The sequence below is a fragment of the Tabrizicola sp. genome, assembly GCF_030694085.1.
In the GTDB taxonomy this organism is placed as follows: Bacteria; Pseudomonadota; Alphaproteobacteria; order Rhodobacterales; family Rhodobacteraceae; genus Tabrizicola.
Genome location: NZ_JAUXZE010000082.1, coordinates 196,302 through 221,336, shown reverse-complemented (window position 1 = coordinate 221,336; position 25,035 = coordinate 196,302). Strand labels below are relative to the sequence as shown.

The window sequence follows — 25,035 nt, the reverse complement described above, 5'->3', positions numbered from 1 at the left end:
CGAGGCCTGAGATCAGGCCTCGGCCTCCTCGTCTTCGGCAACCTCGTCGGCGGGCTGCTCCAGTTCGGTCGGGTCGACCCAGCCCAGCATCACGCGGGCGGTCATGATCAGCGTCTGCGCTTCCTCAAGCGACATTTCAAACTTTTCCAGAACGCCTTCGTCCTTCTTGCGCTGGCCGTTTTCCGTGGTCCAGCCACCGGCCAGTTCCCAGTCGGCGCAGGTGGCGAAGTCTTCCAGCGTCTTGATGCCGTCCTGGGCCAGCGCTTCCAGCATTTGCGGCGTCAGGCCTTCGAAGTTCACGAGGCTGTCTTCCACACCCATCGCGCGGGCGTTTTCCATCGCCTTGGCGTTGGCGGCTTCCAGATAGTCGCGAGCACGGGCCTGCAACTCGCCTGCGGTGCCTTCGTCAAAGCCGTCGATGGACAGAAGTTCGTCCAGGTCGACATAGGCGACTTCTTCCAGGTTGGTGAACCCTTCGGCGACCAGCAGTTGCGCCATCATCTCGTCTACATCCAGCGCCTCCATGAACAGCTTGGTGCGTTCGGCGAATTCGGCCTGGCGACGCTGCGATTCTTCGGCTTCGGTCAGGATGTCGATATCAAGGCCCGTCAACTGGCTGGCAAGACGGACGTTCTGGCCACGGCGACCGATGGCGAGCGACAGCTGCTCATCGGGAACGACGACTTCGATCTTGCCGGCCTCTTCGTCAAACACGACCTTCGAGACTTCGGCAGGCTGCAGCGCGTTGACCAGGAACGTCGCGGTGTCCTGGTTCCACGGGATGATGTCGATTTTTTCGCCCTGAAGTTCATTCACCACGGCCTGCACACGCGAACCACGCATACCGACGCAAGCACCCACCGGGTCGATGGAGTTGTCGTAGGAGATCACGGCGATCTTGGCGCGGCTGCCCGGGTCACGGGCGACGGCCTTGATCTCGATGATGCCGTCATAAATCTCCGGCACTTCCATCTTGAAGAGTTCAGCCATGAACTGCGGGTCGGTGCGCGACAGGAAGACCTGCGGGCCGCGCGGTTCGCGGCGCACGTCCTTGATGAAGCAGCGGATGCGGTCGCCGATGCGGTAGGCTTCGCGGCCGATCTTCTCGTTCCGGCGCAGGATGCCTTCGCCACGACCGATGTCGACGATGACGTTGCCGTATTCCTCGCGCTTGACGGCGCCGTTGATGATCGTGCCCTTGCGGTCCTTGAATTCCTCGAACTGGCGGTCCCGCTCGGCTTCGCGGACCTTTTGCAGGATCACCTGCTTGGCCGACTGCGCGGCGATTCGGCCCAGGTCGACCGGGGGCACTTCGTCAATGACTTCATCGCCAAGCTGCGGGTCGGCCAGGTAGGACTTGGCCTGCTTGACGGTGATCTGGGCGTGGTGATTCTCGACCGCGTCATCCTCGACCACGGTGCGAACGCGTGTGAAGGAGGCGCGGCCGGTCTTGCGGTCGATCTTCACGCGGATGTCCATCTCGGCGCCGTAGCGGGATTTGGCGGCCCGGGCGAGGCTGTCCTCCATCGCCTGAATCACCAGATCCGGGTCGATCATCTTTTCGCGCGCCACGGCTTCGGCGGTCTGCAGAAGCTCCAGCTGGTTGGCAGAGGTGATGGCCATGCGGGTCTCTCCCTAGTGTTTGGTTTCCGGGGCGGGCTCGTCGTCCTCATCCCCGTCAATTTCTTCGATCTCGTCGAACTGGCCGTCGGTGGGCTCGGCCACTTTCCGTTGGCGCAGCATTTCGGCGATCAGCGCGTCGGTCAGGATCAACTTGGCGTCGGAGAGCCAGTCGAACTTCAGCCCGATGGTAACCTCTTCGCCCGACTCCTCGATGGTGATCAGGACCTCGTCCCCTTCCACCCCCGCCAGATCGCCCTTGAACCGGCGGCGGCCGTCGATCAGTTCGGTCGTCTCGATCCGGGCTTCCCAGCCCTTCCACATCTCGAAATCCTTCAGCCGGGTCAGCGGCCGGTCGATGCCGGGGGACGAGACTTCAAGGACGTAGTTGTCCTCAAGCGGGTCTTCCACGTCCATCACAGCCGAAACGGCGGTAGAGATGTCGCCACATTCATCGACGCCGATCCCGCCATCGGGACGGTCGGCCATGATCTGCAACACGCGCGTCTTGCCACCCATCAGACGGATGCGGACCAGTTCGAAGCCAAGACCTTCGATCACCGGGCCGACAATGTCAGCCAGGCGGCGGTCGATGGCAGTCTTGGCGATCAGATCGGACATTGGATTCCAGAAACAAAAAAGCGGACCCAGCGGCCCGCCCGTGACTTTCGGTAGCTTCAGGTTTGGACCCCGAAGCAGCTGTTGAGGGGGATATACGCGCCCGACCCCGAGTCTGCAAGGGCCAATGGATCAGACCCGGCGGAACACCATGACAAGCCCACGGTCATCCTTGTGGGGATGGTCGGCGCCTTCGTAGATCGGGATGTCGCGCCAGGCGACAGGCGTGATCCGGCCCTGCGCCACCAGCCGCGCCAGCTCTGATCCGAAGCCAGCCCCGTCCAGCACCGGGCCGATGGTCCCGCAGGCGAAGACCGCGCCGGGGCGGGTGATGCGGAGGAGTTCAGGGAAGCACTCCGGCCCGACATGGCCGTGGGTGAAGGTGCCGCAGCTGATCACCGCGTCGTAAGTCGCGTCGGGGATGTCCAGCGCCTTGGTCAGGTCGCCCAGCATCAGATTGCGGTAGACGCCTTTGGGGCGGGCGATCTCCAGCATCTCGGGCGTGATATCCAGCGCGTCAACAGTGCGTCCGCGCAAGTGTTCGGCCACCAGACCGGTGCCCGCGCCGATGTCCAGGATCTCGGCTTGCGTGCCAACCTCGGCGGCAAGGATCGCGGCAATCTCGCGCGGGGCGATGTAGCCCCAGGCCGCGCCAAAGCTGTCGTCATAGGTTGGAGCCCAGTCGCCATACATGCGGCGGGCACCGTCGGGACCATCGATCTGATAGGCCTCGTCCAGATCATAGCCGTCGTCGGTCATGTGCAATTCTCCTGCCTTGGCGCAGTGATGCAGCCTGCGTGTCACAGATGAATGACGGAGCAAGCGGGAACCCAACTTCGCCCAATCGGTTTCCTTGGATTGAAGGGGTCGGCACAAGCTGCGATAGTCCGCAAGAAGCTGCCGATGAGGGTCATTCACGTGTTTTCCGATCGTCATGTGCTGCGGGTCCGAGGGGCTGTCGCTGCGGTCCTGCTGGGCCTTGGCGCGGCGTCGGCCAATGCGCTGGACCGGCTGGACATCGTGGTCGCGGGCGGGTCCGGGGACCTGACCCAGGCGGTGCAGGACGCATCGCAAGTGCGGTCGCTGCAGGCGCAGGGGCAGACCGCGCCACAGGACCTGCTGGCCGCCGCCAGAGCGGATTATGCGCGGATCCTGGCGGCGATGTATGCCAAGGGCCATTACTCGGTCGTGATCCGCATCCGCATCGACGGGCGCGAGGCGGCAGCCATCCCGGCCTTGGAGGCCCCGACGGCGATTTCGGCGATCCGTATCGACGTGGACCCCGGTGATCCGTTCCGGTTTGGCGTCGCACGTGTCGCCCCGCTGGCACGCGAGACCGAACTGCCCGAAGGGTTCCGCTCGGGCGCCGTGGCGGCAAGTGGGGCCGTGGCCTCTGCCGTCGACGTAGCGATCAAGGCCTGGCGCGAGACGGGGCACGCCAAGGCCTTCGTCACGCGCCAAGACGTCGTGGCCGACCATGCAGCGCGGCGTCTGAACGCCGATGTGGGCCTGTCGCCGGGTCCGAAACTGCGCTTTGGACGGCTGGAGATCACTGGCGAGGAACGGATGCGCGAGCGTCGCATCGCCAAGATCGCCGGCCTGCCCGAGGGGGAGACCTTCAGCGAGACCGAGCTGCGCCGCGCCGAAACCCGGTTGCGGCGGACCGGCATCTTTTCCTCCGTGGCGCTGACCGAGGACGAGCAGGTCACGGCACCCGACCTGCTGGGGATCACCGCGACCGTGGTTGAACAGAAGCCGCGCCGCTATTCTTTTGGCGCGGAAATCGCCAGCCTGGACGGGGTGTCGCTGTCTGCCTCGTGGCTGCACCGCAATTTGCTGGGCGGGGGCGAACGGCTGGGCATCGCAGCGGACGCGACGAACATCGGGTCGGGCGAAAGCGGCATCGACTACGGGCTGACGGTGACACTGGACCGGCCGGCGACCCTGACGCCAGACACCACGGCGGGCCTGATGCTGGGCTATTCGCATGAAGACGAGATCGACTATGCGCTGGATTCGGTCACGTTCGGGCTGAAGTTCTCGCACACGTTTTCCGAGACTCTGACGGCGCGGGTCGGTCTGACCTACGACTATCTCGACGGCCGCGACCCTGGCGGCAGCTTCACCTTCCGCAATCTGTCGCTGCCCATCGGCGTGAACTGGGACAAGAGGGACGTGGCAAACAGCCCGACCAAGGGTTTCTACCTGGACGCCGAGGCCAAACCCTTTGCCGGGTTCGGCACCACGGGTTCGGGCCTGCGGGCGACGATGGACGGAAGGGTCTACCGCAGCCTTGGCGAGCCTGGGCGCTTTGTCATCGCCGCACGGGCACAAGCTGGGGCTGTCTTCGGCTCGACCCTGCTGGAAACCCCGCGGAACGATCTTTTCTTCTCGGGTGGGGGCGGCACGGTCCGGGGGCAGCCCTACCGGTCGCTGGGCATCGCCGTGACGCGCGGGTTCGGGCCGCAGTTCCTGATCGGCGGCAAGTATTTCCTGGCCGGATCGCTGGAGGCACGGGCCAAGGTCAGCGACAAGATCGGCGTGGTCGGGTTCGTGGATTGGGGCAGCATCGGGCTGGACGGTTTCACGGGAGGATTTTCAAGTTCGCACGCCGGGGCGGGCCTTGGGCTGCGCTACGAGACCGGCCTTGGACCGATCCGGCTGGATGTCGCCTCGCCCATCAGCGGCACGACCGGCGACGGGGTGCAGATCTATGTCGGCCTGGGGCAATCCTTCTGATGCGGCGGCTACTTCTGATCGCCTGCCTGACCGCCGCGCCTGCCTTCGCGCAGGAGGGTGACCGCGATTACCTGACGGCCTTCCTGGAGGACACGTTGTCGGATGCCGGGCGTCGGGTGACTGTGACGGGCTTTGCGGGCGCGCTGTCGTCGCAGGCGACCATCCAGCAGCTGACCATAGCCGACGACAAGGGCATCTGGATCACGCTGAATGGCGTGGTGCTGGACTGGAGCCGTTCGGCGCTGTTCTCGGGGGAACTGAACGTCAGCGAGCTTTCGGCGCAAGAGATCATCATCGCGCGGCTACCCGAGACGGACGATGGCACGCCAAAGGTCGAAGCTTCGGGTTTCAGCCTGCCAGAGCTGCCGGTGTCGATCAGCGTCGACCGGGTGGCGGCCGAGCGGATCGAGCTTGCGCCCGAAGTGCTGGGCCAGGCCGTCTCGGGGACGCTGGAAGCCTCGATGCAGCTGTCGGGCGGCGAGGGACGAGCGAACCTGGACCTTCTGCGCACAGGCGAAGGGCCACAGGGCGAGATCACGCTGGACGCGTCCTATTCCAACGCGACGCGGGTGCTTGGGCTGGATCTGGTGGCGGAAGAGGATGCCGAGGGGATCTTCGTGAACCTGCTGGGCGTGCCGGGACGACCCTCGGCCTCGCTTCGGGTGCAGGGCGAAGGGACGATCGACGATTTCCTTGCGGATGTGACCCTGGCAACGGACGGGGCCGAGCGGCTGCAGGGCAGCGTGCAGCTTCAAGCTGCCGAGCCGTCGGGGTATCGCCTGCTGGCGGACTTGTCCGGCGACCTTGCTCCGGTCCTTGCGCCGGATCAGGTGGCGTTCTTCGGCAACGAGGTCGCGCTGAAGCTGGATGCGCGGCGGTCCGAGGCTGGACGGACCACGGTTGACCGCTTTGACCTCACGGCGCGGTCGCTGACGCTGGGCGGCACGGCCGAGATCGCGGCGGACGGGTTGCCCGAGTGGTTCGACGTGACCGGAACGCTTGCCGCGCCGGATGGCGAACCCGTGGCTCTTCCGTTCGCAGCCGATACCCGACTTGCGCGGGCGGATTTCCGTCTGAAGACGCTGACCGGACGGGAAGGCTGGTCGGGCGAGGTCGTGATACAGGGCCTTGACCGCCCAGACCTGAAGCTGGCACGGGCAGAGTTGAGCGGTTCGGGGCGGATCGGACGGTCGACCGCCGGGAACAGCTTTGGCGGGACCCTGACCCTTGCGGCCTCAGGGATCGCGCCGACCGATCCCGCTTTGGCCCGCGCCTTGGGAACCGAGATCGAAGGCTCGCTGCGAATGTTCGTCCGGGAAGGCGCCGGGGCGTTGCAGCTGTCGGACATCCGGTTGAACGGTGCCGGGTTGACCGCGCTGGGGGCGGTCAAGGTCGAAGGGCTGAAGGATGCCTTCCTGGCCAGCGGCAAACTGACGGTGCAGGCTGAGGACTTCGCCCGGTTCTCGGGGCTGGCGGGGCGACCGCTTGGCGGGTCCGGGACCTTGGTCACCAGTGGTTCGGCCAGCCGGTTGTCGGGGTTCTTCGATCTGGACCTTGCCTTCGACGGCATCGGCCTTAGCCTTGACGTGCCACAGGTCGACCGACTTCTGGCCGGGCGCTCGACGCTTGTCGCCTCGATCCGCCGGGACGAAAGCGGAACCCTGTTGCGCAACCTTGACCTTGTTGCGGGGGGGCTGGTGGCGAAGGCCGACGGCACGCTGTCGAACGAAGGATCTAACCTTTCGGGAACGGTCCGCCTGGACGACTTGTCAGTGTTGGGACCGGGCTATGGTGGGGCTCTGGCGCTGAAGGGCAGCTTCACCGGCCAGCCCAGGGACGGGCAGATACAACTGTCGGGGACCGGGCAGTCGCTGCGGCTGGGCAGCCCACAGGCCGACAGGCTTCTGGCGGGGGAAAGCTGGCTGGAGCTGGACCTGGGCTTGAAGGATGGTGTCTTGCAGGTGCGCATGGCCCGGCTGGCCAACCCGCAGCTTTCGGGCACCGCACGGGGCGAGATTGCGGACGATGTGCGGCGGATAGATCTGGAAGCGCGGCTGGCGAACCTGGGCCTGTTCGTCCCTGAACTTGAGGGTCCGCTCACATTTGCGGGCACTGCCACGCAAGATGCCACAGGCTATGCGATAGACTTGACCGGCGCGGGGCCAGGCCAGATCCGAGCCACGGTGGAGGGGCGCATCGCGAATGGGTTCGGCTCGGCGGACCTGGCGATCCGGGGGTCCGGGGCGGCGGGGCTGGCGAACCTGTTCATTGCGCCAAGGTCCGCCTCGGGGGACATCGGCTATGATCTGCGGCTGGACGGGCCGCTGACGTTGGCATCGTTGTCGGGACGCGTCACCTTGTCGGGTGGGCGCATCGTCGATCCGAACCTCGGCCTTTCGCTGCAGGGGGTCGAGGCGATCGGCACGCTGCAAGGTGGGTCGCTGCAGCTTCAGGCGACGTCGGGCCTGTCGTCCGGCGGGCGGCTGCGGGTGGATGGGCCGATCCGGTTGACCGGCGCGCGCGACGCCGACCTTGCTCTGACGCTGGACGCGCTGCGTCTGTACGACCCGGAGCTTTTCGACACCCGGGTCAGCGGCACCCTGGCCTTGCGTGGTCCGCTGCTGGGCGGGGCGCTTCTGTCCGGCACGCTCAGCCTGTCCGAGACCGAGGTCCGGGTCCCCGCCTCGGGCTTCAGTTCGGCGGCCGCACTGCTGGACATCGACCATGCGCGCGAACCCGCTCCGGTCCGCGAGACGCGCCGCAAGGCGGGCCTGCTGGGTGACACCGGCGGACGCGGGAACCGCGAGCAGGCCCGGCCCATCGCACTGGACATTACCATCCTTGCCCCCTCGCAAGTCTTCATCCGAGGACGGGGGATCGACGCAGAACTGGGGGGAGAGCTGCGCCTTCTGGGGACGACCGCCAATGTCCTTCCGGCTGGCAGCTTCCAGCTGATCCGGGGTCGGCTGGAGATCCTGGGCCGAAGGCTCGTCCTGTCGCGCGCGGACCTAAGCCTGGAGGGCAGTCTCATCCCGCAGATCAGTGTGGCAGCCAGCACGGACAGCGGCGGGATCACCAGCACGGTGACGGTGGAGGGCCCGGCGAATGACCCGGTCGTCCGTTTCACCTCATCGCCAGAGCTGCCGCAGGAAGAGGTGCTGGCCCAGCTTCTGTTCGGTCGTGGGCTGGACAAGATCTCGGCCTTGCAAGCCGCACAGCTGGCCAATGCCGTGGCCGTTCTGGCGGGCCGGAGCGGCGAGGGGCTGGTGGGCAACCTGCGCCGGAACTTCGGGCTGGATGACCTGGACGTGACCACGTCCGAGGACGGGTCGGCGGCGCTGAAGGCGGGAAAATACATCTCGGAGAACGTCTATACCGAGGTCGAGATCGACCAGGACGGCAAAAGCCAGATCAACTTGAACCTGGACCTGCGCGAAGGCGTGACGGTCAAGGGGCGCGTGGGCGCCGATGGCGAAACCGGGATCGGTGTCTTCCTGGAAAAGGACTACTAGGCGGTCAATCCGCCTCGTCGTCCGCGCCGCACATCACGATGCAAAGAACCAGGGGCACCATCAGCCAGGGCAGAAGACCCTTGCTGGAAGCAGCTCCCTCCTCGACCACGACGGGCGGTTCTTCCACCACGACGACCGGGCCACCGGCCTGAAGCGGGGCCGCAAGCACCAAGGATAGCGCGACTGCGATCAGCGATTTCATCCGGCCCTCCTGTCAGCGTGTCCGTATCGGCGTCAGTTTCCAAGGATAGGCGTCCGGCCTGTCCATTGCATGGGTTCTGAACCGGATCGGTAAAGATTACCCTAAACTGCGCGCAAACTGCAGCAGTTTCGGCACGAAACGCCGGGCTTGGGTCGAATTAAGTGCAGAAGGTCAGTCGATCACGCGGGCGAAGTCGATGTAGCCCAGACCGGCGCTGACCCATTGGCGCGACTGCCGAATCATCGCGCCGTCGATCCAGAACTCGTTGGTGACCTTGCCGCCGCCGGAACTGCGGGTGCAGGTCTCGGTCAGACGGGTGGTCGCATGGGTGCGGCCCAGGACCTCGATGCTTTCGGTACCGACGCTGGCGGTCACGCAATCATAGGTGCGCCGCGTCCCCTGGTCGTCGGGGCCCAGGAAGAAGTAGACGCGCTGGTAGGGCGTTCCGACCTGCCGAAGCTGCCCGACCGAGGGGACCTGGGCCGACATCAGGTCGAAGCCAAGGCCGCGGGTCTGGATCAGCACGCCATCACGCTGCGAGAAGGTCGCACCGTCGGGGGTGGCCCAGGTCAGCACGCCGCCCTTCGCGTCGCTGACGGTCAGGAACCCGGTCTGACCCAGCGCCGTTGACGACACCAGCAGGATCGGTTGGCCCGCTTTCGCCAGCTCTGCCCGCAGGTCTTTCGGCGATGCGGGTTGGGCGGCGGGGGCGGCCTCAGCTGACTGCCCCTTCAGCTTCGCCATGCCGGTCTTCGCCACGGCTCCGACGGCCGCGGCCATCGGATTGGGGGTCTTGTCGTTGCCGCACCCCGCCAGCACGGAAAAAGCCGCCAGCCCGGCCAACGCCAGTTTCAGATGCTTCACCGCCAGACCCTTCCCCAGTCGGGGTCAAGCCCGTCCGTGTGATACTCCCGGATCGACTGGTAGAGCCGGTCGTCGACGTTAAGCCGCGCGCCGCCGTCGCCGCCGTTGGGTCGGAAGTTCAGGTCGAAGCCGCGGCGGGTATCGGTGCCCAGCGCCCAGTTGAACGGGATGGTAAGACGGATGCCCTTGTCGAACCCGCCCTCGCCGAAATCCTCGGCGCTGACATCGGTGACCGTGGCAAAGGCGCCGACGCGCCAACCGTTGGCGAAAACGCGGTCGACCGACATGGTCGCGCCCACATCGCCCGCCAGGTAGCGGCCCACGTCCAGCTGGCCAAGGTAGCCGTTACCGAAATCATAGTAGGCCGAGACATGGCCGGTGACGATGTCATAGTCGTATTCGCCGAAACCAAGGCCCCCATCGGTGTCGCGCTGCTTGGTATAGTTCACCTCGGCCCCCAGCGCGAGCTGGCTGTCTACCGGCTTCCACAGAAGCTCGCCCGAGACCCCGGCGTGCATCCGCTCCAGATAGCCGACAGATACCCGGGAATACAGGCTGTCGGCCGGGCGGGCGAACCAGGCCAGCGTCAGCTTCTCCAGCGCCGGATCGCCGAACTCGTTGTAGCGCGACCCATCGGTGCGGACATGCGGCAAGGTCGAGGTCGAGGCAGATGCCTCGCGGTTGCTGACGAGTTCCTTGTAGATCGACCCCGAAAGCACCCAGCCCGGTGCCATGTCATAGTTCGCCGACAGTCGTAGTCCGATGTCGCCCTCCATCGGTTCGGACAGGCGGACGACGGGGCGAAGGCTCCAGCGGAACTTCGGGTAAAGATCTTCGTCGCCCAACGACCAGGCCGGGGCGGGTCCGGCATCGGTGACCGTCACGCGCTCACGCAGCAGGGTCGCGTTGTCGGCGGTGTATTCCAGCGCCTCCAGGTCGCTGCGGCGGATGGTGACCTTGGACGCGCCGATTCCGTTCACCACCGGCACGATTTCGAACACCTCGACCGAGGCGGGCATCACATGGCTAAGCGCCCGTGCCGTGCGGCCGATGGCCTGCGATCCGGCGTCGATCCGGCCGTTGCGGATGCGAACCTGCACGGTGTCCGCCGTATAGGCCAGATTCTCGACCGCGATCCCATCCTTGGCCAGCCGCTTTGCCAGGTTCTGCCGCAGGATCGGTCCGGCGTCGGGCTGGCTGACCCAGCCGCTGTCATAGGCCTCGGGGTCTGCGGCACGAGCGGGCCGCGCCTTGACCGGGACGGGGGCCTTGCCGACGATACCGCCTGTGGCCCGGCTTTTCGGGTCCAGGATGATGTGGAAGGCCAAGGCAAACTCGGACCCGTACAGCGAATAGGCGCCGAAGCGCATATAGGGGTTGCGCTGGTATTCGACGCCAAAGTTGAACGGGCTGTCGCGTTCGATCAACCCGCGCTCGGCGTCCTCCAGCACATAGGCGTCCGAGGAGTATTCCGCCTTCAAGGTCCAGTTATCGTTGACCTTGTATTCTACGCCCGCAAACGGAGCCGCCTCGCCGCGGAACCACTGGTCGGCATTGGGCACCCCTGTCGGATCGACCGGAGGCCGACTGCCGAAGGGCGATCCGATGCCGCCATCGCTGCCAAGCCGCCCCCAACCCAGACCCGCCGTCACCTTGACCTTGTCACCGAAGGTTTTCGTCGCCGCGACATACTCCGATGCGAACAGCCCTTGCCCCGTCAGGTCCTGCAACCCGATGGTCAGTGCCGGGGCGATCTTGCCTTCCTTCAGCACCTGATACCGCAAGTCGATGCTGCGGTCGCTTTCCTCACTGTCGCCCGGGATCAGCGTGTCCCAGTCGCGCCAGGTCTGGAAGCGGAACGACCCCGACAGCCTTTCGCTGAACTGAAAGCTCAGCGTCGCCCGGCTGACCGGCCCGATCAGCGCGGTCGAGAACGAAAACGTCGCATCCTTCTGCGCATCGCCCGAGGGCATGTCGATCAGGCCCGTCGCACCGTTCAGGTTCAGCGTGCCCGACATTTCGGCCAGAGCGGGGGCGCTGACCAGCGCGGTGCCAAGGGCAAGCAAGGCGAAAAGGCGGGACGTAGGCTGCATGGCGACCGGTTCTTGGGATTATGGCCCAATCTATGCGAAGATACAGCGGACAGGGCAAGGGATATAAGGCTACGGCCGAGTGGAACCCGTAGAGCTATGGCTTTTCGGACATGCCCCAAGATCAGCCGTCTTCAAGCTTGATCCGCAGCTCGCGCAGGACCGGGAGCAGCGCCCGCACCCGGTCGGCGCCGATGGCCTGCACGACCTCGGCAATCAGGGGGACGACGCTGGCCAGGGCTGACTCACGCGCGGACCGGCCCGAGGGGCTGATCGCCACGAATTTCTGCCGGGCATCCTCCCAATCCGGGCGGATGTGGACGTGTCCCGCCCATTCAAGCTTGGTCAGCGTGTTGGTCATCGCTCCGCGCGTGACATGGAACGACTTCGCCAGCTGGGCCGGGGTCCGTTCGTCGTTGATCCGCGCCAGATGGTTCAGCACGCTGAAATGCGACAGCTCCATCCCCTTCGGCAGGACCTTCGAGATGCGGTTGCGCGCCAGCTGGTCGGCCATGAACAGCTCGCCGAACAGGGCTACCGCGATGTCGTCGGCCTTTTCCGCGCTCATGGCCCGTCGAAGTCCCGGTCATGCGTCAGCGAGGGCACCCTGCCCCGCGCTTCGGCCACGCGGCCCAGGTCCAGGTCCACCAGCGTCACGCCCGGTTCGGTCCCTGCGTCCGCCAGCATTTCCCCCCAGGGCGCGATGGCAAGCGAATGGCCGTGGGTCTTGCGACCCTTCCCCTGCGTTTCGGGATGGAAGCCGGTCTGTGCCGGAGCCAGGACAAAGCAGCCCGTCTCGATCGCTCGGGCGCGCAACAGGGTTTCCCAATGCGCCGCACCGGTGATGTGGTTGAAGGCTGCAGGAACCGTGATCACCTGCGCCCCGCCCTGCGCCAGCCGCCGATACAGCGTCGGAAAGCGGACATCATAGCAGACCGTCATCCCGATCCTGGCAAAAGGGGTCTCTGCCACCACCGCCTTCGACCCCGGCCGATAGCCCTCGCTTTCGCGGTAGACCTCGGTCGCCGAGACATTGACGTCGAACATGTGGATCTTGTCGTAGCGCGCGGCGATGCCGCCGTCCGGCGCGATCAGGAAGCTGCGGTTGGCAAAGCGACCGTCGGCGTCATGGGTCAGCACACCCAGAGAGCCGATCAGCAGCCAGATCCCCGCCGTCTTCGCCTCGGCGCGCAGGGTGGCCAGCGTCTCATCGTCCTCCTCATGCCGGAAGACGTTGCGCTGGTGGGCGCGGCTGGAGGACAGGCCGTTGGTCAGTTCGGGCGTCAGGACAAAACCCGCGCCCTGTGTAACGGCCTGCCGGATATAGCCCAAGGTCACCGGCAGGTTCGCCGCCGGGTCGTCGGTGACCGTCAACTGGATCAGACCGACGCGCATCAATCGGCCAGCATCGGGTCAAGCTTCCCGGCATGATCCAGTGCGTGCAGATCGTCCGAGCCGCCGACATGCTGCCCGCCAATGAAAATCTGCGGCACCGTCCGCCGGCCATTCGCCCGCTGGGTCATCTTGGCGCGCAGGTCGGAGTCCTGGCTGACGTCGATTTCAGAGTAATTGACCCCCTTCTTCTGCAAGAGCCGCTTGGCGGCGTGGCAGTAGGGGCAGAACGGAGTGGTGTAGATTTCGACCGGGCGCATCGCGGATTCCTCTTTGCGCGCCAGTCTACAGGGGTTCAGCCGCCTTTCGCAACGCGCGCCAGCCCCAGTACCGAAACCGAGCGCGCGCCTGCCGCAAAAAGCGCCTCACTTGCCGCTGCAAAGGTCGCACCCGAAGTCATTACATCATCGACCACCAGCACGTCGCGGTCGCGAACCTGCTTCTCCCGGCTCTTGGGAACAGCGAACGCCTCGATCAGATTGGCAAAGCGGGCGTCCCGGGTCTTTCCATCCTGGTTGCCCGTTGACCGTCTGCGGATCAGGGCGTCCGGGCAATGGTCCAGCCCCGCCGCCTTGGCGATGTTTCGAGACAGCAGGGCCGCCTGGTTGAAACGCCTTCGGAACAGCCGCATCCAGTGCAGCGGTACCGGCACGACCAGCATGTCGGGCTTCAGGATCGGCTGTGCCGCTCTCAGCATCCAGCCCGCGGCGGGCCGCGCAAGGTCCATCCGATCGCCGTGCTTCAGCGCAAGGACCAGACGCCGCCCGTTCTCGTCATACATCAGCGCAGCGCGGCCCCGGTCCCAGGGGCGCGCGATGGTCAAGCAGTCGTCACAAAGCGCGCGCTCGCTGGCGTCCTGGCCCGGCAGCGGCACGCCGCACTGGTCGCAGACCAGGCCGCTGATGAAAGGCGTTTCGCGCCAGCAGTCGGCGCACAGACCGAAGTCGCTTTGCACGGGGGCCGAACAGGAAATGCACTGCGGCGGGTAAAGTAGCTGCAGCGCGCCTTGCAATCCCATTCTCCGCTCCTAAAGTCCCGCCGATGACCCAGCCGCCCATCCTGACCGACCGAACGGCCTTGGCCCGCCACCGTGCCCGTGCCCGCGCATTGCCCGGCCATGACGATGCGCTGTTCCTGCACCGCCTGGCCCTTGATGACCTGCAGGAGAGACTCAGCGAAGTTAACAAAAGGTTTACGTCGCCCGCCGTGGTGACGGCTTATCCCCAGATTTTCACCGGCTTTCCGACCTCGGCAATGGTTCCCGACGCTGATCTGATCGCGCTGGAACCAGGCGCGCACGATCTTGTCGTGCACTTCATGGCGCTACATTGGGCGAATGACCCCGTGGGCCAGTTGGTCCAGTGCCGCCGGGCGTTGCAGCCTGACGGTCTGTGCCTGGTGGTTCTGCCAGGGGGCCGCAGCCTGCAGGAACTCCGCGCCTGCCTGGCCGAGGCCGAGGCGGCAGTGACCGGCGGTCTCTCGCCCCGCGTGGTGCCGATGGGCGAGATTCGGGATCTGGGCGGGCTCATGCAGCGGGCTGGCTTTGCCCTGCCGGTGGCCGACAGCCTGGTCCAGACGGTCCAGTATCGCAGTTTTCCGGGACTGTTGTCCGACCTTCGTGCTGCGGGCGAGACGAACGCCCTGGCCGGCCGCCTGCGCCGCTTTACCCGCCGCGCGGTTCTGGCCGAGGCTGGGCGTATCTACGCGGGAAGCTACGGCACCTCCGAGGGTCGGCTGGCGGCTACGGCAGAGCTGGTCGTGCTGACCGGCTGGGTCCCGCATGAAAGCCAGCAGCAGCCCTTGCGGCCTGGATCGGCGCGGTCGCGGCTGGCAGATGCGCTGGGTGTGCCCGAGAAGCCCCTCAAAGACGGTTGACCCTGCCGACCAACCCCTTATGTCCCCCCATGAACCATTGGGAAGAACACCATGCTGGATGCCCGGACCGGAGCCGTGACTGGGACCGACGTCGCCCCAGGCGAAGGCCGCCTTGCACACGCCCCCGCCGACCACCCCCGCGTCCGCAAGGCGCGGATCGGGATCCTTTTGGCCAACCTGGGAACGCCGGACGCCTATGACTACTGGTCGATGCGGCGCTATCTTAACGAATTTCTGTCGGACAAGCGGGTGGTCGATATTCCCAGCTGGAAGTGGCAGCCGCTGCTTCAGCTGATCATCCTGACGAAGCGGCCCTTCACCTCGGGAGCCAACTACAAGCTCATCTGGAACGAAGACCTGGACGAAAGCCCGCTACTGACCATCACCAAAGCCCAAACCGCGGCGATTGCCGAGATGATCGCGGAACGGCACGGGGCTGACATCATGGTCGACTTCTGCATGCGCTATGGCAATCCCTCGACCGACGAGAAGGTGAGGGCGATGGTGGCCGCAGGGTGCGAGAAGGTGCTGTTCTTCCCGCTTTACCCCCACTACGCCGGGGCGACTTCGGCCACTGCGAACGACCAGTTCTTCCGCGCTCTGATGAAGGAGAAGCGGCAGCCTGCGGTGCGGACCGTGGCCGAGTATTTCGACCATCCCCTGTATATCGACGCGCTCGCAAAGTCGGTCGAGGCGGTCTATGCCGGGCTGGACCACCGGCCCGATGTGCTGGTCGCCAGTTACCACGGGATGCCAAAGCGCTACCTGATGGAGGGCGACCCCTACCACTGCCAGTGCGCCAAGACGACACGTCTGCTGCGGGAGAGGCTGGGGTGGGAGAAAGGGGCGATCGACACGACCTTCCAGTCCGTCTTCGGGCGTGAGGAGTGGCTGAAACCCTACACGGTCGAGCATGTGGCGGAACTGGCGAAGGCGGGGAAGAAGCGGATCGCGGTGATGGCTCCGGCTTTCTCGGCCGACTGCATCGAGACGCTGGAAGAGATCAACGGCGAGATCCGGGAAGCTTTCGAACATGCGGGTGGGGAGAGCTTCACGTACATTCCCTGCCTGAACGATGATACGGCCCATATCGAGGCGCTGGTGGCGGTGATCGAGGAAAACCTGGGCGGGTGGCTGCGACAGGCCTGAATTGTCCACGGTGGACACTTCCAATATTCTTATAAATATCAATAATATACCAGAATCCGTTAGGGTGGCCTTAACCTTGGTGGAGCCCTCAGCTGTCGCGCTTTTTCGGCAAGATTCTGGTCCGCACTTATTGTTTGATATTTTAAGCTTTGAAGCTATAGTGATTTGAATCAACCCGAACGGCGTTCTCTGCTGGTAGGATTGGCGTAGCGATTTCGGAGGAGACATGCATGGCGGGTTCATCCCCTTTCACGACACGGCGCGGGTTCCTTAGCCTTGCCGCAGCCGGAGCGGCCGCAACGGTGACAGGGGGGGCGGCCTATGGGAACCGCCTGGCCACCAAGGCGCGCATCGTAATCATCGGCGCGGGTGCCGGTGGCACCGCAATGGCCAACCGGCTTGTCAAGCGCCTGGACGGCGCGACGATAACCATCGTCGACCCACGCGCTGAGCATCTTTACCAGCCTGGTCTGTCGCTGGTCGCCGCCGGGCTGAAGCCCGCATCCTATGTCGTCTCGAAGACGACGGATTGGCTACCCGCAGGTGTGACGCTGGTGCCGGAAGCTGCGGCTGCAATCGATCCCCTGGTCAAGACCGTAACGACAGCGGGCGGAACAAAACTGGAGTACGACTTCCTCGTTGTGGCGCCCGGTCTTGTGCTTGATCACGATGCCATTCCGGGCTTCTCGCTTGACATGGTGGGCCAGAACGGAATCGGGGCGCTTTATGCCGGCCCCGAGCATGCGGCGCGAACCTGGGAGGCCGCCCGCAAGTTCACCGAAGAGGGCGGGGTGGCCGTGATGACGCGGCCCTCGACAGAGATGAAATGCGCTGGGGCCCCCCTGAAACATGCATTTCTGCTTGAGGACATCGCCAGCCGCACTGTCGGCGCCGGGAAGTTCGAAGTGCACTACACCGCCCCGCAAGGCGCGCTTTTCGGCGTGCCGATTGTAGCGGAAAAGGTGCGCATGCTGATGGGCCAACGCGGAATCAAGACCCATCTGCAGCACAAGCTTGTCTCGATCGAACCGGGCCAGAAGCGTGCGATGTTCGAGAAGTCCGAGATCGATACGACGACCAAGGAAGAGATCAAGACGACGGTTGAAATGCCCTACGACTATCTGCACGTCATCCCGCCGCAGCGCGCGCCCGAGGTGATCCGCCAGTCGGGATTGAGCTGGGCAGACAAGTGGACCGATCAGGGCTGGGTCGAATGTGACCAGAAGACGATGCGCCACCTGCGCTATCCCGAGATCTTCGCATTGGGCGATGTCGCGGGCGTCCCAAAAGGCAAGACCGCGGCAAGCGTGAAGTGGCAGGTTCCGGTGATCGAAGACCATCTGGTCGCCGCGCTGCAGGGCAAAGAGGGAACCGAGGTCTATGACGGCTATACCTCTTGCCCGCTGATCACCCGTGTGGGTAGCGCCATGCTGATCGAATTCGACTACAGCAACAACCTGGTGCCCAGTTTCCCCGGCCTGATCGCCCCGCTGGAAGAACTGTGGATCAGCTGGCTGATGAAAGAGGTGGCGCTGAAGGCCACCTACAACGCGATGCTGCGCGGCAAGGCATAAGGAGCCAAGACCATGAAGGAACTGACCCTTGAAACTCTGGTCGCGGTCTTTGAAGAAATCTTCGGACGCGGACTATTCTGGGCGATGGTCGCCGCGGCGCTGATCGTGACGGCCTTGTATCTTTATGTCCTGATTCGGGACCGCGCCATGTCGATGCGCAAGTTCCTGGTGGCGCAACTGTCCATGCCCATCGGGGCGATCCTGGCCGTCCTGTTCATGCTTGAGGTGACAAGCTCGGGCCTTGGTGACATGGGTGGCCCGATCGACGCGATTGTCCTTCTTGCCGTTGCCGCCGTTGGCGCAATCGGAATGGCAATACTGGTCTATACAGCGCAGTCCTTGGTCCGCGGAAACCAGAACTGACCTGCGCGCCTGCGCGGGGCGTCCACTGAAAACAAATGGGCCGCCTGGCTAAAATGCCGGGCGGCCCATTGATCATTCACGCCGTGAATGGTCAGATCAGGCGGACCTGGGTGCCGATCCTGGCGAATTCGAACAGCTCTTCGATGTGTTCGTTGTAAAGCCCGATGCAGCCGTTCGAGGAGCGGCGGCCGATCTTGCGGGTGTCGTGGGTGCCGTGGACGCGGTAAGCCTCCCAGCCGAGATAGAGCGCGCGCGACCCCAGCGGATTGTCAGGCGCCCCGCCTTCGACAACATCGGGCCAATCAGGGTTGCGCTGTTTCATCGAGACTGTGGGCCGCCAGGTCGGATTGACGACCTTCTGGATGACCGAAGTCATGCCGCGGCGCGTCAGCTCTTCGGACAGCGGGACCGAGGTCGGGTAGAGACGGTAGATCGACTGGTCTTCCGACCAGTAGTGCAAAGCGCGCGACGTGGTGTCAGCCAGGATCACACCGTTGCGGGTGTTGTCGAAGTAGTCCTGCCAACGCAGCATGCGGAAGCTGGAGACATTGTTGCGCACCGAAGCCGACGCCGGCTGGGTAAATTCGGTGCTGCCATCCTGTGCAAAGGCGGGCAAGGCTGCCAGACTGGCGGCACCAACCACACCACCCAGAACCGCGCGACGGTTGATCGGACCGTTCGACATGGCTGATACTCCTGCAAGACCGTGTTTCGCGCTGCGTATAGCTGCTTTGCGGTGCAGGCGCAAATCAAAGACCTGTTAGCAACCGCCTATCGCCAAGATGCCCGTTTGAACCTGCCGCAACCTTCGGCTAAGGAGAGCCCGAATGGCCGCTTCGCGCGGCTCTGATCTGGTGGACAGAATGGATAGACGCGTTTTCCTGGCGCAGGGCCTGTTCCTGGCGCTTGCGGCCTGTGCGACGACGGGCGAGCCTCAGCTGGGTGCGGACGGCAAGCCGCTGCCGCGGGTCTACCGGATCGCCGATGAGCGGGAGGTATCTTTCCGCTTCCTGGATGCGATGAATACGTTGCGGGCTGCGAAGGCGCTGCCTCCGGTGTCGTTCGACGCAAACCTGACAGCCGCTGCGGCAACCCATGCGCGGGACATGTCGGTGCAGAACCGGCCGTGGCATTTCGGGTCCGACGGCTCTTCGCCGCTGGTCCGGGCGCAGCGCGCGGGGTTCACCGGGCGGCTTCTGGGCGAGAACATCTCGGAGACCTACGAGACCGAGCTGGAGACGCTGTCGTCCTGGATGCAGCGCGACGATACCCGCGTGGTGATCATGGACCCGATGGCGACCCGGCTGGGCTTCTCTTGGTTCCAAGAGCCGAACGGGAAGATCTGGTGGACGATGGTAACGGGGAGCTGATCCCCCGTCATACTGCGGATCGGGGGCCTTCGGGCCCCTTTTTCATGGCAGGATGAAGATCGGAGTGCCGGGTTTGACCATGGAATAGACCCGCTCCATTTCCTTGTCGGTCAGGGCGATGCAGCCCCAGGTCCAGTCGCGGCTGGTGACCGGCTTCTTCGGGCCGCCGTGGATGAAGATGTCACCACCGGGGGATTTGCCCTGGGCTTCGGCGAAGGCGATGTCGGCCTGGTTCGGGTAGGAAATGCCGAGCGAGAGGTGGAAGTTGGACTCCGGGTTCTTGTGGCTGATGAAGTACTGGCCTTCGGGCGTCCTGCCGTCGCCTTCGAACTGCTTGTGACCCTGGGGCGCGAAGCCAAGGGCGATGTCGTAGGTTTTCAGAATCTTGTCGTGGTGGAACAGGTACATCTTGCGGTCGGCCTTGTGGACCTGGACCTGGGTCACTTCCGGACCGTTGTACCGTTTGAATTTCGAACCACAGCCCGAAAGGCCGATCACCGCCACCAGGATCGCCAGCCAACCGATAAACCGCATGCCCTTGCCCGCCCGTATTTTTTTCCCATGGGTACATGAAACCGGGCGATTTGCCTAGTGCGGCAAAGGGCCGGGGGCTTCACGGATGTGTCAGGGACGCGACAGGCGGGCCACCAACTCGATATGGGTGGACCAGCGGAATTGGTCGACGACCCGGACCCAGTCGAGGCGGTAGCCTTGCCCGATCAGCGCCTTGGCATCGCGGGCGAAGGTGACCGGGTTGCAGGAGACGGCGGCGATCACCGGGATTTTGGAGGCGGCCAGAGTTTGCGTCTGCGCCTCGGCCCCGGCGCGCGGGGGGTCGATGACGGCTCCGGTAAAGATGAGCAGCTCGTCAGGTTCCAGCGGGCGGCGGAAGAGATCGCGGGTCTCAACGCTGATCCGGTGCAGGTTCGGGGTGTTGCGGGCGGCAAGGTCGAGGGCCTTGGTCATGGCCGGGTCGCCCTCGACGGCGTGAACCTCCATCGTTTCGGCAAGCGGCAGGGTGAAGGTGCCGACGCCGGAGAAGAGGTCAACCACACGTTTCTGTGGGCCGAGGGCTTGGCGGACAGCTGCCAGAAGGGCGGCTTCACCTTCGGCGGTGGCTTGCAGGAAGGCACCGGGCGGGGGGACCACAGTTGCTGTGCCCATCGTCAGGGCCGGGCGGTCGCGGAGGGCGACGGTCTCGCCGTCCCAGGTCAGGCGGGAAAAGGCGTGGGTTTCGACCAGGCGAGCGAGGTCCATCCGAAGGGCGCTGTCTAGCGGCTTGCCGCCAGTGACCACAACATCTGGTCCCCCACGGGTCAATGTCACCTGCAAGGAGAGTTCGGTCGTGCGCGATCCTCCGGTCATGACCATCGCTTTCAGGCCAGGGAAGGCGGCAAGGATGCCGGGGTGGAGGAGCTGGCAGTCGGGAATCTCGGCGATGGTGTCCGAGGCGCGGGCGTGAAAGCCGATAAGCGCCCCGGACTTGGTGCGGCGGGCCGAGAGCGTCGCGCGGCGGCGAGAGTTCGGGGGCGAGGTGATGAGGGGCAGGAAGTCAGCGGTCAGGCCTTGGCCAGACAGGGCGGTTTCCACGACCTGTTGCTTCCACCGGGCCACGAAGGCCTCGGAGGCGTGCTGCAACTGACAGCCTCCGCAAGCGCGGGCGTGGCGGCAAGGAGGCTTCACCCGGTCGGGCGAGGGGGTGATGATCTTCGGCTCAAGGAGGCGGTCGCCCTCTGGTGTGCCTTCGACGACCTCTCCGGGTAGGGTGCCGGGTACAAAAATGGAGCCTGTGCCCGGATTGGCCGCGATGCCGTGTCCAAGGTGACCCAGTCGGTCAATGGTGACGATCACTCTGCCGCTTCCGCTTCTTCGTCTTCAACGCCGATGAAGCCGCCTGATTGCCGCTTCCAGTAGCGCGCGTAAAGCCCATCCTTGGCCAGCAACTCGTCATGGCTGCCGATTTCGACGATCCGGCCACGGTCCAGGACGATGATCCTGTCCATTGCGGCGATGGTCGACAGGCGGTGGGCGATGGCAAGGACGGTCTTGCCCTGCATCACGCGGCCGAGCGCCTGTTGGATGCTGGCCTCGACTTCGCTGTCCAGCGCAGAGGTGGCTTCGTCCAGAACCAGGATCGGCGCATCTTTCAGGAAGGCGCGGGCAAGGGCGATGCGCTGGCGCTGACCACCCGACAACTTGACCCCGCGTTCGCCAAGGAAGGCGTCGTAGCCTTTGCGGCCGTTGTGGTCGAGCATGGTCGAGATGAACTCATCCGCCTCGGCGGCCCTTGCGGCGGCGACGATCTCGTCCTGGCTGGCCTCGGGTCGGCCGTAGGCGATATTGTCGCGTGCGCTGCGATTGAACATCGCGGTTTCCTGCGTGACCATGCCGATCTGACGGCGGAGAGACTCTTGCGTCACGCTTCGCACGTCCTGACCGTCGATGGTGATGCGGCCCTGTTCGGGGTCGTAGAGGCGCAGGAGGAGGGAGACGAGCGAAGATTTCCCGGCCCCGCTTGCCCCGACGATGCCCAGTTTTTCCCCGGCCCGGATGGTCAGGTCGATGTCCTGGACGCCGCCACGCTGACGGCCGTAGGCGAAGGTCACGTGATCAAAGCGGATCTCGCCCTTGATGCGCGGCATCGGCGTGGCATCCGGCGCATCTGCAAGCGTGTGGGGAACCGAGAGCGTCCGCATCCCGTCCTCGACCTCGCCCACCGAGGTATAGATCGACATCAGCGTGAAGCTGACCCAGCCCGACATCTGCGCGATGCGCAGCGCGATGGCCCCGGCCGCGGCGATGTCGCCTGCGGTGGCGCTGCCCTGTTGCCAGAGCATGACGGTGCCGCCGATCAGAAGGACGGGAAGGACACCCGCCAGCAGCATCAGCGCAAAGCGGAACCAGGTGGAGATGACGCCGAATTCGAGGGAGCGTTCGCGGAACACCTCCATCGCGTCAAGGGCGACGCGGTCCTCGAAGGCATGGTGGGCGAAAAGCTTGACGGTCTTGATATTGGTGATCGTGTCGACGACCTGCCCCGACACCATCGCGCGCGACGAGGCGCGGGCGGCAGAGTTCTTGCGCACCATCGGCATGAAGAAGCGGATCAACCAGACATAGGCGATCAGCCAGACAAGAAGGGCGACGGCAACCTTGGCGTCGACCGCGATCAGGAAGGCGACCGAGCCGATGACCGAGGCCAGGGCAAAGCAGACGGTGTTGATGACTTCGGTCGCCACGTCGGTGACGGCGCGGGCGGCCTGCATCTGCTTTTGCGCGATGCGACCGGCGAAGTCGTTGTCGAAGAAGGTGACGGCCTGGCCCAGGGTCCAGCGGTGCAGGCGGGACAGGACGAGGGGCATCACGTTCGGACCGATGATGATGCTGTTTGAGGCCGAGGAGACGGCGAAGGCGAGGGGTCGCAGGAGGATGTAGAAGACCAGGAACCAGACCACCAGCGACCAGTGGGCGGCGAAGAAGTCGGTCGGGCCGGAGTTGACGGCGGCGTCGATCACCCAGCCGAGAATGAGGGCGCTGACGACTTCGGTGACGCCTGCCAGTGACGACAGGAAGCCCGCCACCACCAGCATCGGCCAGCTGCCCGCCAGCGACCAGCGCATGAACGCGCCCAGCCGTTGCGGCGGGGGGCCGTCGGCGGGGCGGAAGGCGTCGATAAGGGAGCCGAGGCTTTGAAGGGCGCTCATGGAGCTGAGGTAGGCCGGTCCTTGGGGTGAAGCAAGGGTTTACGCTTCGAAGGGGGGATCAGTTCCGTTAGAAAGCGGCGGATCACTCCGCCGCTTCCTCTTCCAGACCGATAAAGCCGCCCGACTGCCGCGCCCAGAAGCGGGCATAGAGGCCGCGCTTGCGGAGAAGCTCTGCGTGGGGGCCGTCCTCGACCACTTCGCCGTCCTCCAGCACCACGATCCGGTCCATCGCTGCGATGGTGGACAGGCGGTGGGCGATGGCGATCACCGTCTTGCCCTCCATCACGCCGTAGAGGGCGCCCTGGATGGCGGCCTCGGCCTCGGAGTCCAAGGCGCTGGTCGCTTCATCCAGGATCAGGATCGGAGCGTCCTTCAGGATCACGCGGGCGATGGCGACGCGCTGGCGCTGGCCGCCCGACAGTTTCACCCCGCGTTCGCCGACATGGGCGTCGTAGCCCTGGCGGCCCTGGGGATCCTCCAGCGTCAGGATGAAGTCATGCGCCTCGGCCTTCTTGGCGGCAGCGATCATATCGGCTTCCGACGCCTCGGAGCGGCCATACAGGATGTTGTCGCGGACGGAACGGTGAAGAAGGCTGCTGTCCTGCTGGACCATGCCGATCTTCTGGCGGAGCGACTCTTGCGTCACGTCGCCAATGTTCTGGCCGTCGATCAGGATCGCGCCGCTTTCGGTGTCGTAGAAGCGCAGGATCAGCTTGACCAGGGTGGATTTCCCCGCGCCCGACCGGCCGACGACGCCGATCTTTTCGCCGGGACGGATGGTGAGGGTGACGTTCTTCAGCCCACCGAACCCGCGCCCATAGTGGTGCGAGACGTCTTTCAGTTCCAGAAGACCCTGCTGGAAATTCAAGGGCTGTGCGCCGGGTTTGTCGACCAGTGTGACGGGCTGGGCAATCGTCTCCATCCCTTCGGCCAGGGTGCCGAGGTTCTGCACCAACTGGGTCGAGGCCCACATGATCCAGTAGGTCATGGAGTGAAGGCGCAGGACCAGTGCGACGGCCCCGGCGACGACGCCGACGGTGGCAAGGTCATGGGTCCAGAGCCACATCGCCAGGCTGGAGACGCCGAGGATCATCAGCCCGTTGATGAAGGTCAGGGCGATGTCCATCCGGGTGACGATCCGCATTTCCTTCTGAAAGGTGGTGCGGGCGTTTTCGATGGATTCCTTGGCGTAGTTCAGCTCGGAATCCTGATGGGCGAACAGCTTGACCGAGTGGATGTTGGTGTAGCTGTCCACCACGCGGCCCGTGACGGCGCTGCGCGCGTCGCTGGAGGCCGTGGCGGCGGGACCGGCGCGGCGGATTGTCCAGCGCATCAGGGCGATGTAGGCGACCAGCCAGATCAAAAGCGGGATCATCAGCCGGGGATCGGCATCGGCCAGCATCAGCAGCGCGCCGATGAAGGTCGCGGCGGCGAAGGCGGCCATGTCGAAGACCTGGAACACCGCATCCCCGGCCGCGGGCGGGGCCTGCATGATCCGGTTGGCGATGCGCCCGGCGAAATCGCTTTCGAACCAGCCGACGGGCTGACGCAGCACATGCCGGTGCGCCCGCCAGCGCATCATCGTGCCGAAGTTGGTCAGGATCGTATTGTGCAACAGGCCCACCGAGCCGCCCGCGACCAGCGGCCGGACGACCAGGATCACCAGCGCGGCGATCAGGATCTCGCCCCAGTGGTTTTCCAGGAAGGCCTGCGGGGACTGGCCCGTCATCAGGTCCACAAGGCGGCTGAGATACCAGATCATGCCCACATCCAGCACCGCGTTGCCGACCGAAAACAGGGCGGTGACCGCGAAGACGCCTTTGAACGGGCGGATGTAGTCCTTCAGGAAGGGCCACAGCCTTGTGGGAGGGGCGTCCTGTTCGACATAGGGCTGATAGGGATCGACGAGGTTTTCGAGGAAACGGAACATGGGGAGGACCCGAAGAAAAGTGCGGCAATGGAG

General features: G+C 65.0%; 22 protein-coding genes. 7 read left to right on the top strand and 15 right to left on the bottom strand.

What is annotated here, in order from left to right:
• Nucleotides 1-12 precede the first annotated feature (12 nt).
• The 3 genes from nusA to Q8M85_RS19685 form a co-directional block, all read right to left on the bottom strand.
• Nucleotides 13-1,623, bottom strand: coding sequence for a transcription termination factor NusA (nusA, locus tag Q8M85_RS19695; RefSeq protein ID WP_305547763.1), 1,611 nt, complete (start codon nt 1,621-1,623; stop codon nt 13-15).
• Between the two features lie 12 nt (nt 1,624-1,635).
• A complete protein-coding gene (rimP, locus tag Q8M85_RS19690) occupies nt 1,636-2,241 on the bottom strand; it encodes a ribosome maturation factor RimP (RefSeq protein WP_305547761.1) in 606 nt (201 codons plus the stop codon).
• Between the two features lie 129 nt (nt 2,242-2,370).
• Nucleotides 2,371-2,997 carry a class I SAM-dependent methyltransferase gene (locus Q8M85_RS19685; protein WP_305547759.1) on the bottom strand — a complete coding sequence of 209 codons (627 nt, stop codon included), beginning with the start codon at nt 2,995-2,997 and terminating at the stop codon, nt 2,371-2,373.
• Between the two features lie 144 nt (nt 2,998-3,141).
• On the opposite strand from Q8M85_RS19685, the gene Q8M85_RS19680 reads away from it, so the two are divergent.
• Both Q8M85_RS19680 and Q8M85_RS19675 read left to right on the top strand, forming a co-directional pair.
• Nucleotides 3,142-4,977, top strand: coding sequence for an autotransporter assembly complex family protein (locus Q8M85_RS19680; protein WP_305547755.1), 1,836 nt, complete (start codon nt 3,142-3,144; stop codon nt 4,975-4,977).
• Nucleotides 4,977-8,489: a translocation/assembly module TamB domain-containing protein gene (locus Q8M85_RS19675; protein ID WP_305547753.1), complete on the top strand. Its 3,513-nt coding sequence runs from the start codon at nt 4,977-4,979 to the stop codon at nt 8,487-8,489. Before Q8M85_RS19680 ends, Q8M85_RS19675 begins: the two co-directional genes overlap by 1 nt.
• A gap of 4 nt (nt 8,490-8,493) precedes the next feature.
• Here Q8M85_RS19675 and Q8M85_RS19670 read toward each other — a convergent pair whose 3' ends face one another.
• The 7 genes from Q8M85_RS19670 to Q8M85_RS19640 form a co-directional block, all read right to left on the bottom strand.
• Complete coding sequence (locus tag Q8M85_RS19670) at nt 8,494-8,691, bottom strand: hypothetical protein (RefSeq protein WP_305547751.1); 198 nt, start codon at nt 8,689-8,691, stop codon at nt 8,494-8,496.
• Between the two features lie 171 nt (nt 8,692-8,862).
• Nucleotides 8,863-9,555: a YjbF family lipoprotein gene (locus Q8M85_RS19665; protein WP_305547749.1), complete on the bottom strand. Its 693-nt coding sequence runs from the start codon at nt 9,553-9,555 to the stop codon at nt 8,863-8,865.
• Nucleotides 9,552-11,648 (bottom strand): YjbH domain-containing protein, encoded by a 2,097-nt coding sequence (locus Q8M85_RS19660; RefSeq protein ID WP_305547747.1) that lies wholly within the window; start codon nt 11,646-11,648, stop codon nt 9,552-9,554. Before Q8M85_RS19660 ends, Q8M85_RS19665 begins: the two co-directional genes overlap by 4 nt.
• 121 nt (nt 11,649-11,769) lie before the next feature.
• Nucleotides 11,770-12,213, bottom strand: a complete 444-nt coding sequence (locus Q8M85_RS19655) for a MarR family winged helix-turn-helix transcriptional regulator (protein WP_305547745.1) — start codon at nt 12,211-12,213, stop codon at nt 11,770-11,772.
• Nucleotides 12,210-13,040 carry a carbon-nitrogen hydrolase family protein gene (locus Q8M85_RS19650; protein ID WP_305547743.1) on the bottom strand — a complete coding sequence of 277 codons (831 nt, stop codon included), beginning with the start codon at nt 13,038-13,040 and terminating at the stop codon, nt 12,210-12,212. Before Q8M85_RS19650 ends, Q8M85_RS19655 begins: the two co-directional genes overlap by 4 nt.
• A complete protein-coding gene (gene grxC / locus Q8M85_RS19645) occupies nt 13,040-13,297 on the bottom strand; it encodes a glutaredoxin 3 (RefSeq protein ID WP_305547741.1) in 258 nt (85 codons plus the stop codon). Before grxC ends, Q8M85_RS19650 begins: the two co-directional genes overlap by 1 nt.
• Before the next feature lie 35 nt (nt 13,298-13,332).
• A complete protein-coding gene (locus tag Q8M85_RS19640) occupies nt 13,333-14,055 on the bottom strand; it encodes a double zinc ribbon domain-containing protein (protein ID WP_305547739.1) in 723 nt (240 codons plus the stop codon).
• A 23-nt stretch (nt 14,056-14,078) separates the two neighbouring features.
• Here Q8M85_RS19640 and Q8M85_RS19635 point away from each other — a divergent pair, with 23 nt between their 5' ends.
• The 4 genes from Q8M85_RS19635 to Q8M85_RS19620 all read left to right on the top strand — a co-directional run bounded on the left by Q8M85_RS19635 (nt 14,079) and on the right by Q8M85_RS19620 (nt 17,998).
• Complete coding sequence (locus tag Q8M85_RS19635) at nt 14,079-14,912, top strand: methyltransferase domain-containing protein (RefSeq protein ID WP_305547737.1); 834 nt, start codon at nt 14,079-14,081, stop codon at nt 14,910-14,912.
• A gap of 51 nt (nt 14,913-14,963) precedes the next feature.
• On the top strand, nt 14,964-16,061 hold the full coding sequence (gene hemH, locus Q8M85_RS19630) for a ferrochelatase (RefSeq protein WP_305547735.1): 1,098 nt from the start codon (nt 14,964-14,966) through the stop codon (nt 16,059-16,061).
• A gap of 230 nt (nt 16,062-16,291) precedes the next feature.
• Entirely contained in the window at nt 16,292-17,635 is a 1,344-nt protein-coding gene (locus Q8M85_RS19625) for an NAD(P)/FAD-dependent oxidoreductase (protein WP_305547733.1), read from the top strand.
• 12 nt (nt 17,636-17,647) lie between these two features.
• Complete coding sequence (locus Q8M85_RS19620) at nt 17,648-17,998, top strand: DUF5368 domain-containing protein (RefSeq protein WP_305547731.1); 351 nt, start codon at nt 17,648-17,650, stop codon at nt 17,996-17,998.
• A 91-nt stretch (nt 17,999-18,089) separates the two neighbouring features.
• Here the strand turns inward: Q8M85_RS19620 and Q8M85_RS19615 are convergent, their stop codons facing one another.
• Nucleotides 18,090-18,683 carry a L,D-transpeptidase gene (locus tag Q8M85_RS19615; RefSeq protein ID WP_305547729.1) on the bottom strand — a complete coding sequence of 198 codons (594 nt, stop codon included), beginning with the start codon at nt 18,681-18,683 and terminating at the stop codon, nt 18,090-18,092.
• A 178-nt stretch (nt 18,684-18,861) separates the two neighbouring features.
• Here Q8M85_RS19615 and Q8M85_RS19610 point away from each other — a divergent pair, with 178 nt between their 5' ends.
• Nucleotides 18,862-19,368, top strand: a complete 507-nt coding sequence (locus tag Q8M85_RS19610; protein ID WP_305547727.1) for a CAP domain-containing protein — start codon at nt 18,862-18,864, stop codon at nt 19,366-19,368.
• Nucleotides 19,369-19,410: 42 nt separating this feature from the next.
• Here Q8M85_RS19610 and Q8M85_RS19605 read toward each other — a convergent pair whose 3' ends face one another.
• The 4 genes from Q8M85_RS19605 to Q8M85_RS19590 form a co-directional block, all read right to left on the bottom strand.
• Nucleotides 19,411-19,902: a murein L,D-transpeptidase family protein gene (locus tag Q8M85_RS19605; protein WP_305547724.1), complete on the bottom strand. Its 492-nt coding sequence runs from the start codon at nt 19,900-19,902 to the stop codon at nt 19,411-19,413.
• 90 nt (nt 19,903-19,992) lie between these two features.
• A complete protein-coding gene (locus tag Q8M85_RS19600) occupies nt 19,993-21,219 on the bottom strand; it encodes a class I SAM-dependent RNA methyltransferase (protein ID WP_305547723.1) in 1,227 nt (408 codons plus the stop codon).
• Complete coding sequence (locus Q8M85_RS19595; protein WP_305547721.1) at nt 21,216-23,072, bottom strand: ABC transporter ATP-binding protein; 1,857 nt, start codon at nt 23,070-23,072, stop codon at nt 21,216-21,218. The genes Q8M85_RS19600 and Q8M85_RS19595 overlap by 4 nt, the downstream gene beginning before the upstream one ends.
• 82 nt (nt 23,073-23,154) lie before the next feature.
• Nucleotides 23,155-25,002, bottom strand: a complete 1,848-nt coding sequence (locus tag Q8M85_RS19590; RefSeq protein ID WP_305547719.1) for an ABC transporter ATP-binding protein — start codon at nt 25,000-25,002, stop codon at nt 23,155-23,157.
• Between the last annotated feature and the right edge of the window lie 33 nt (nt 25,003-25,035).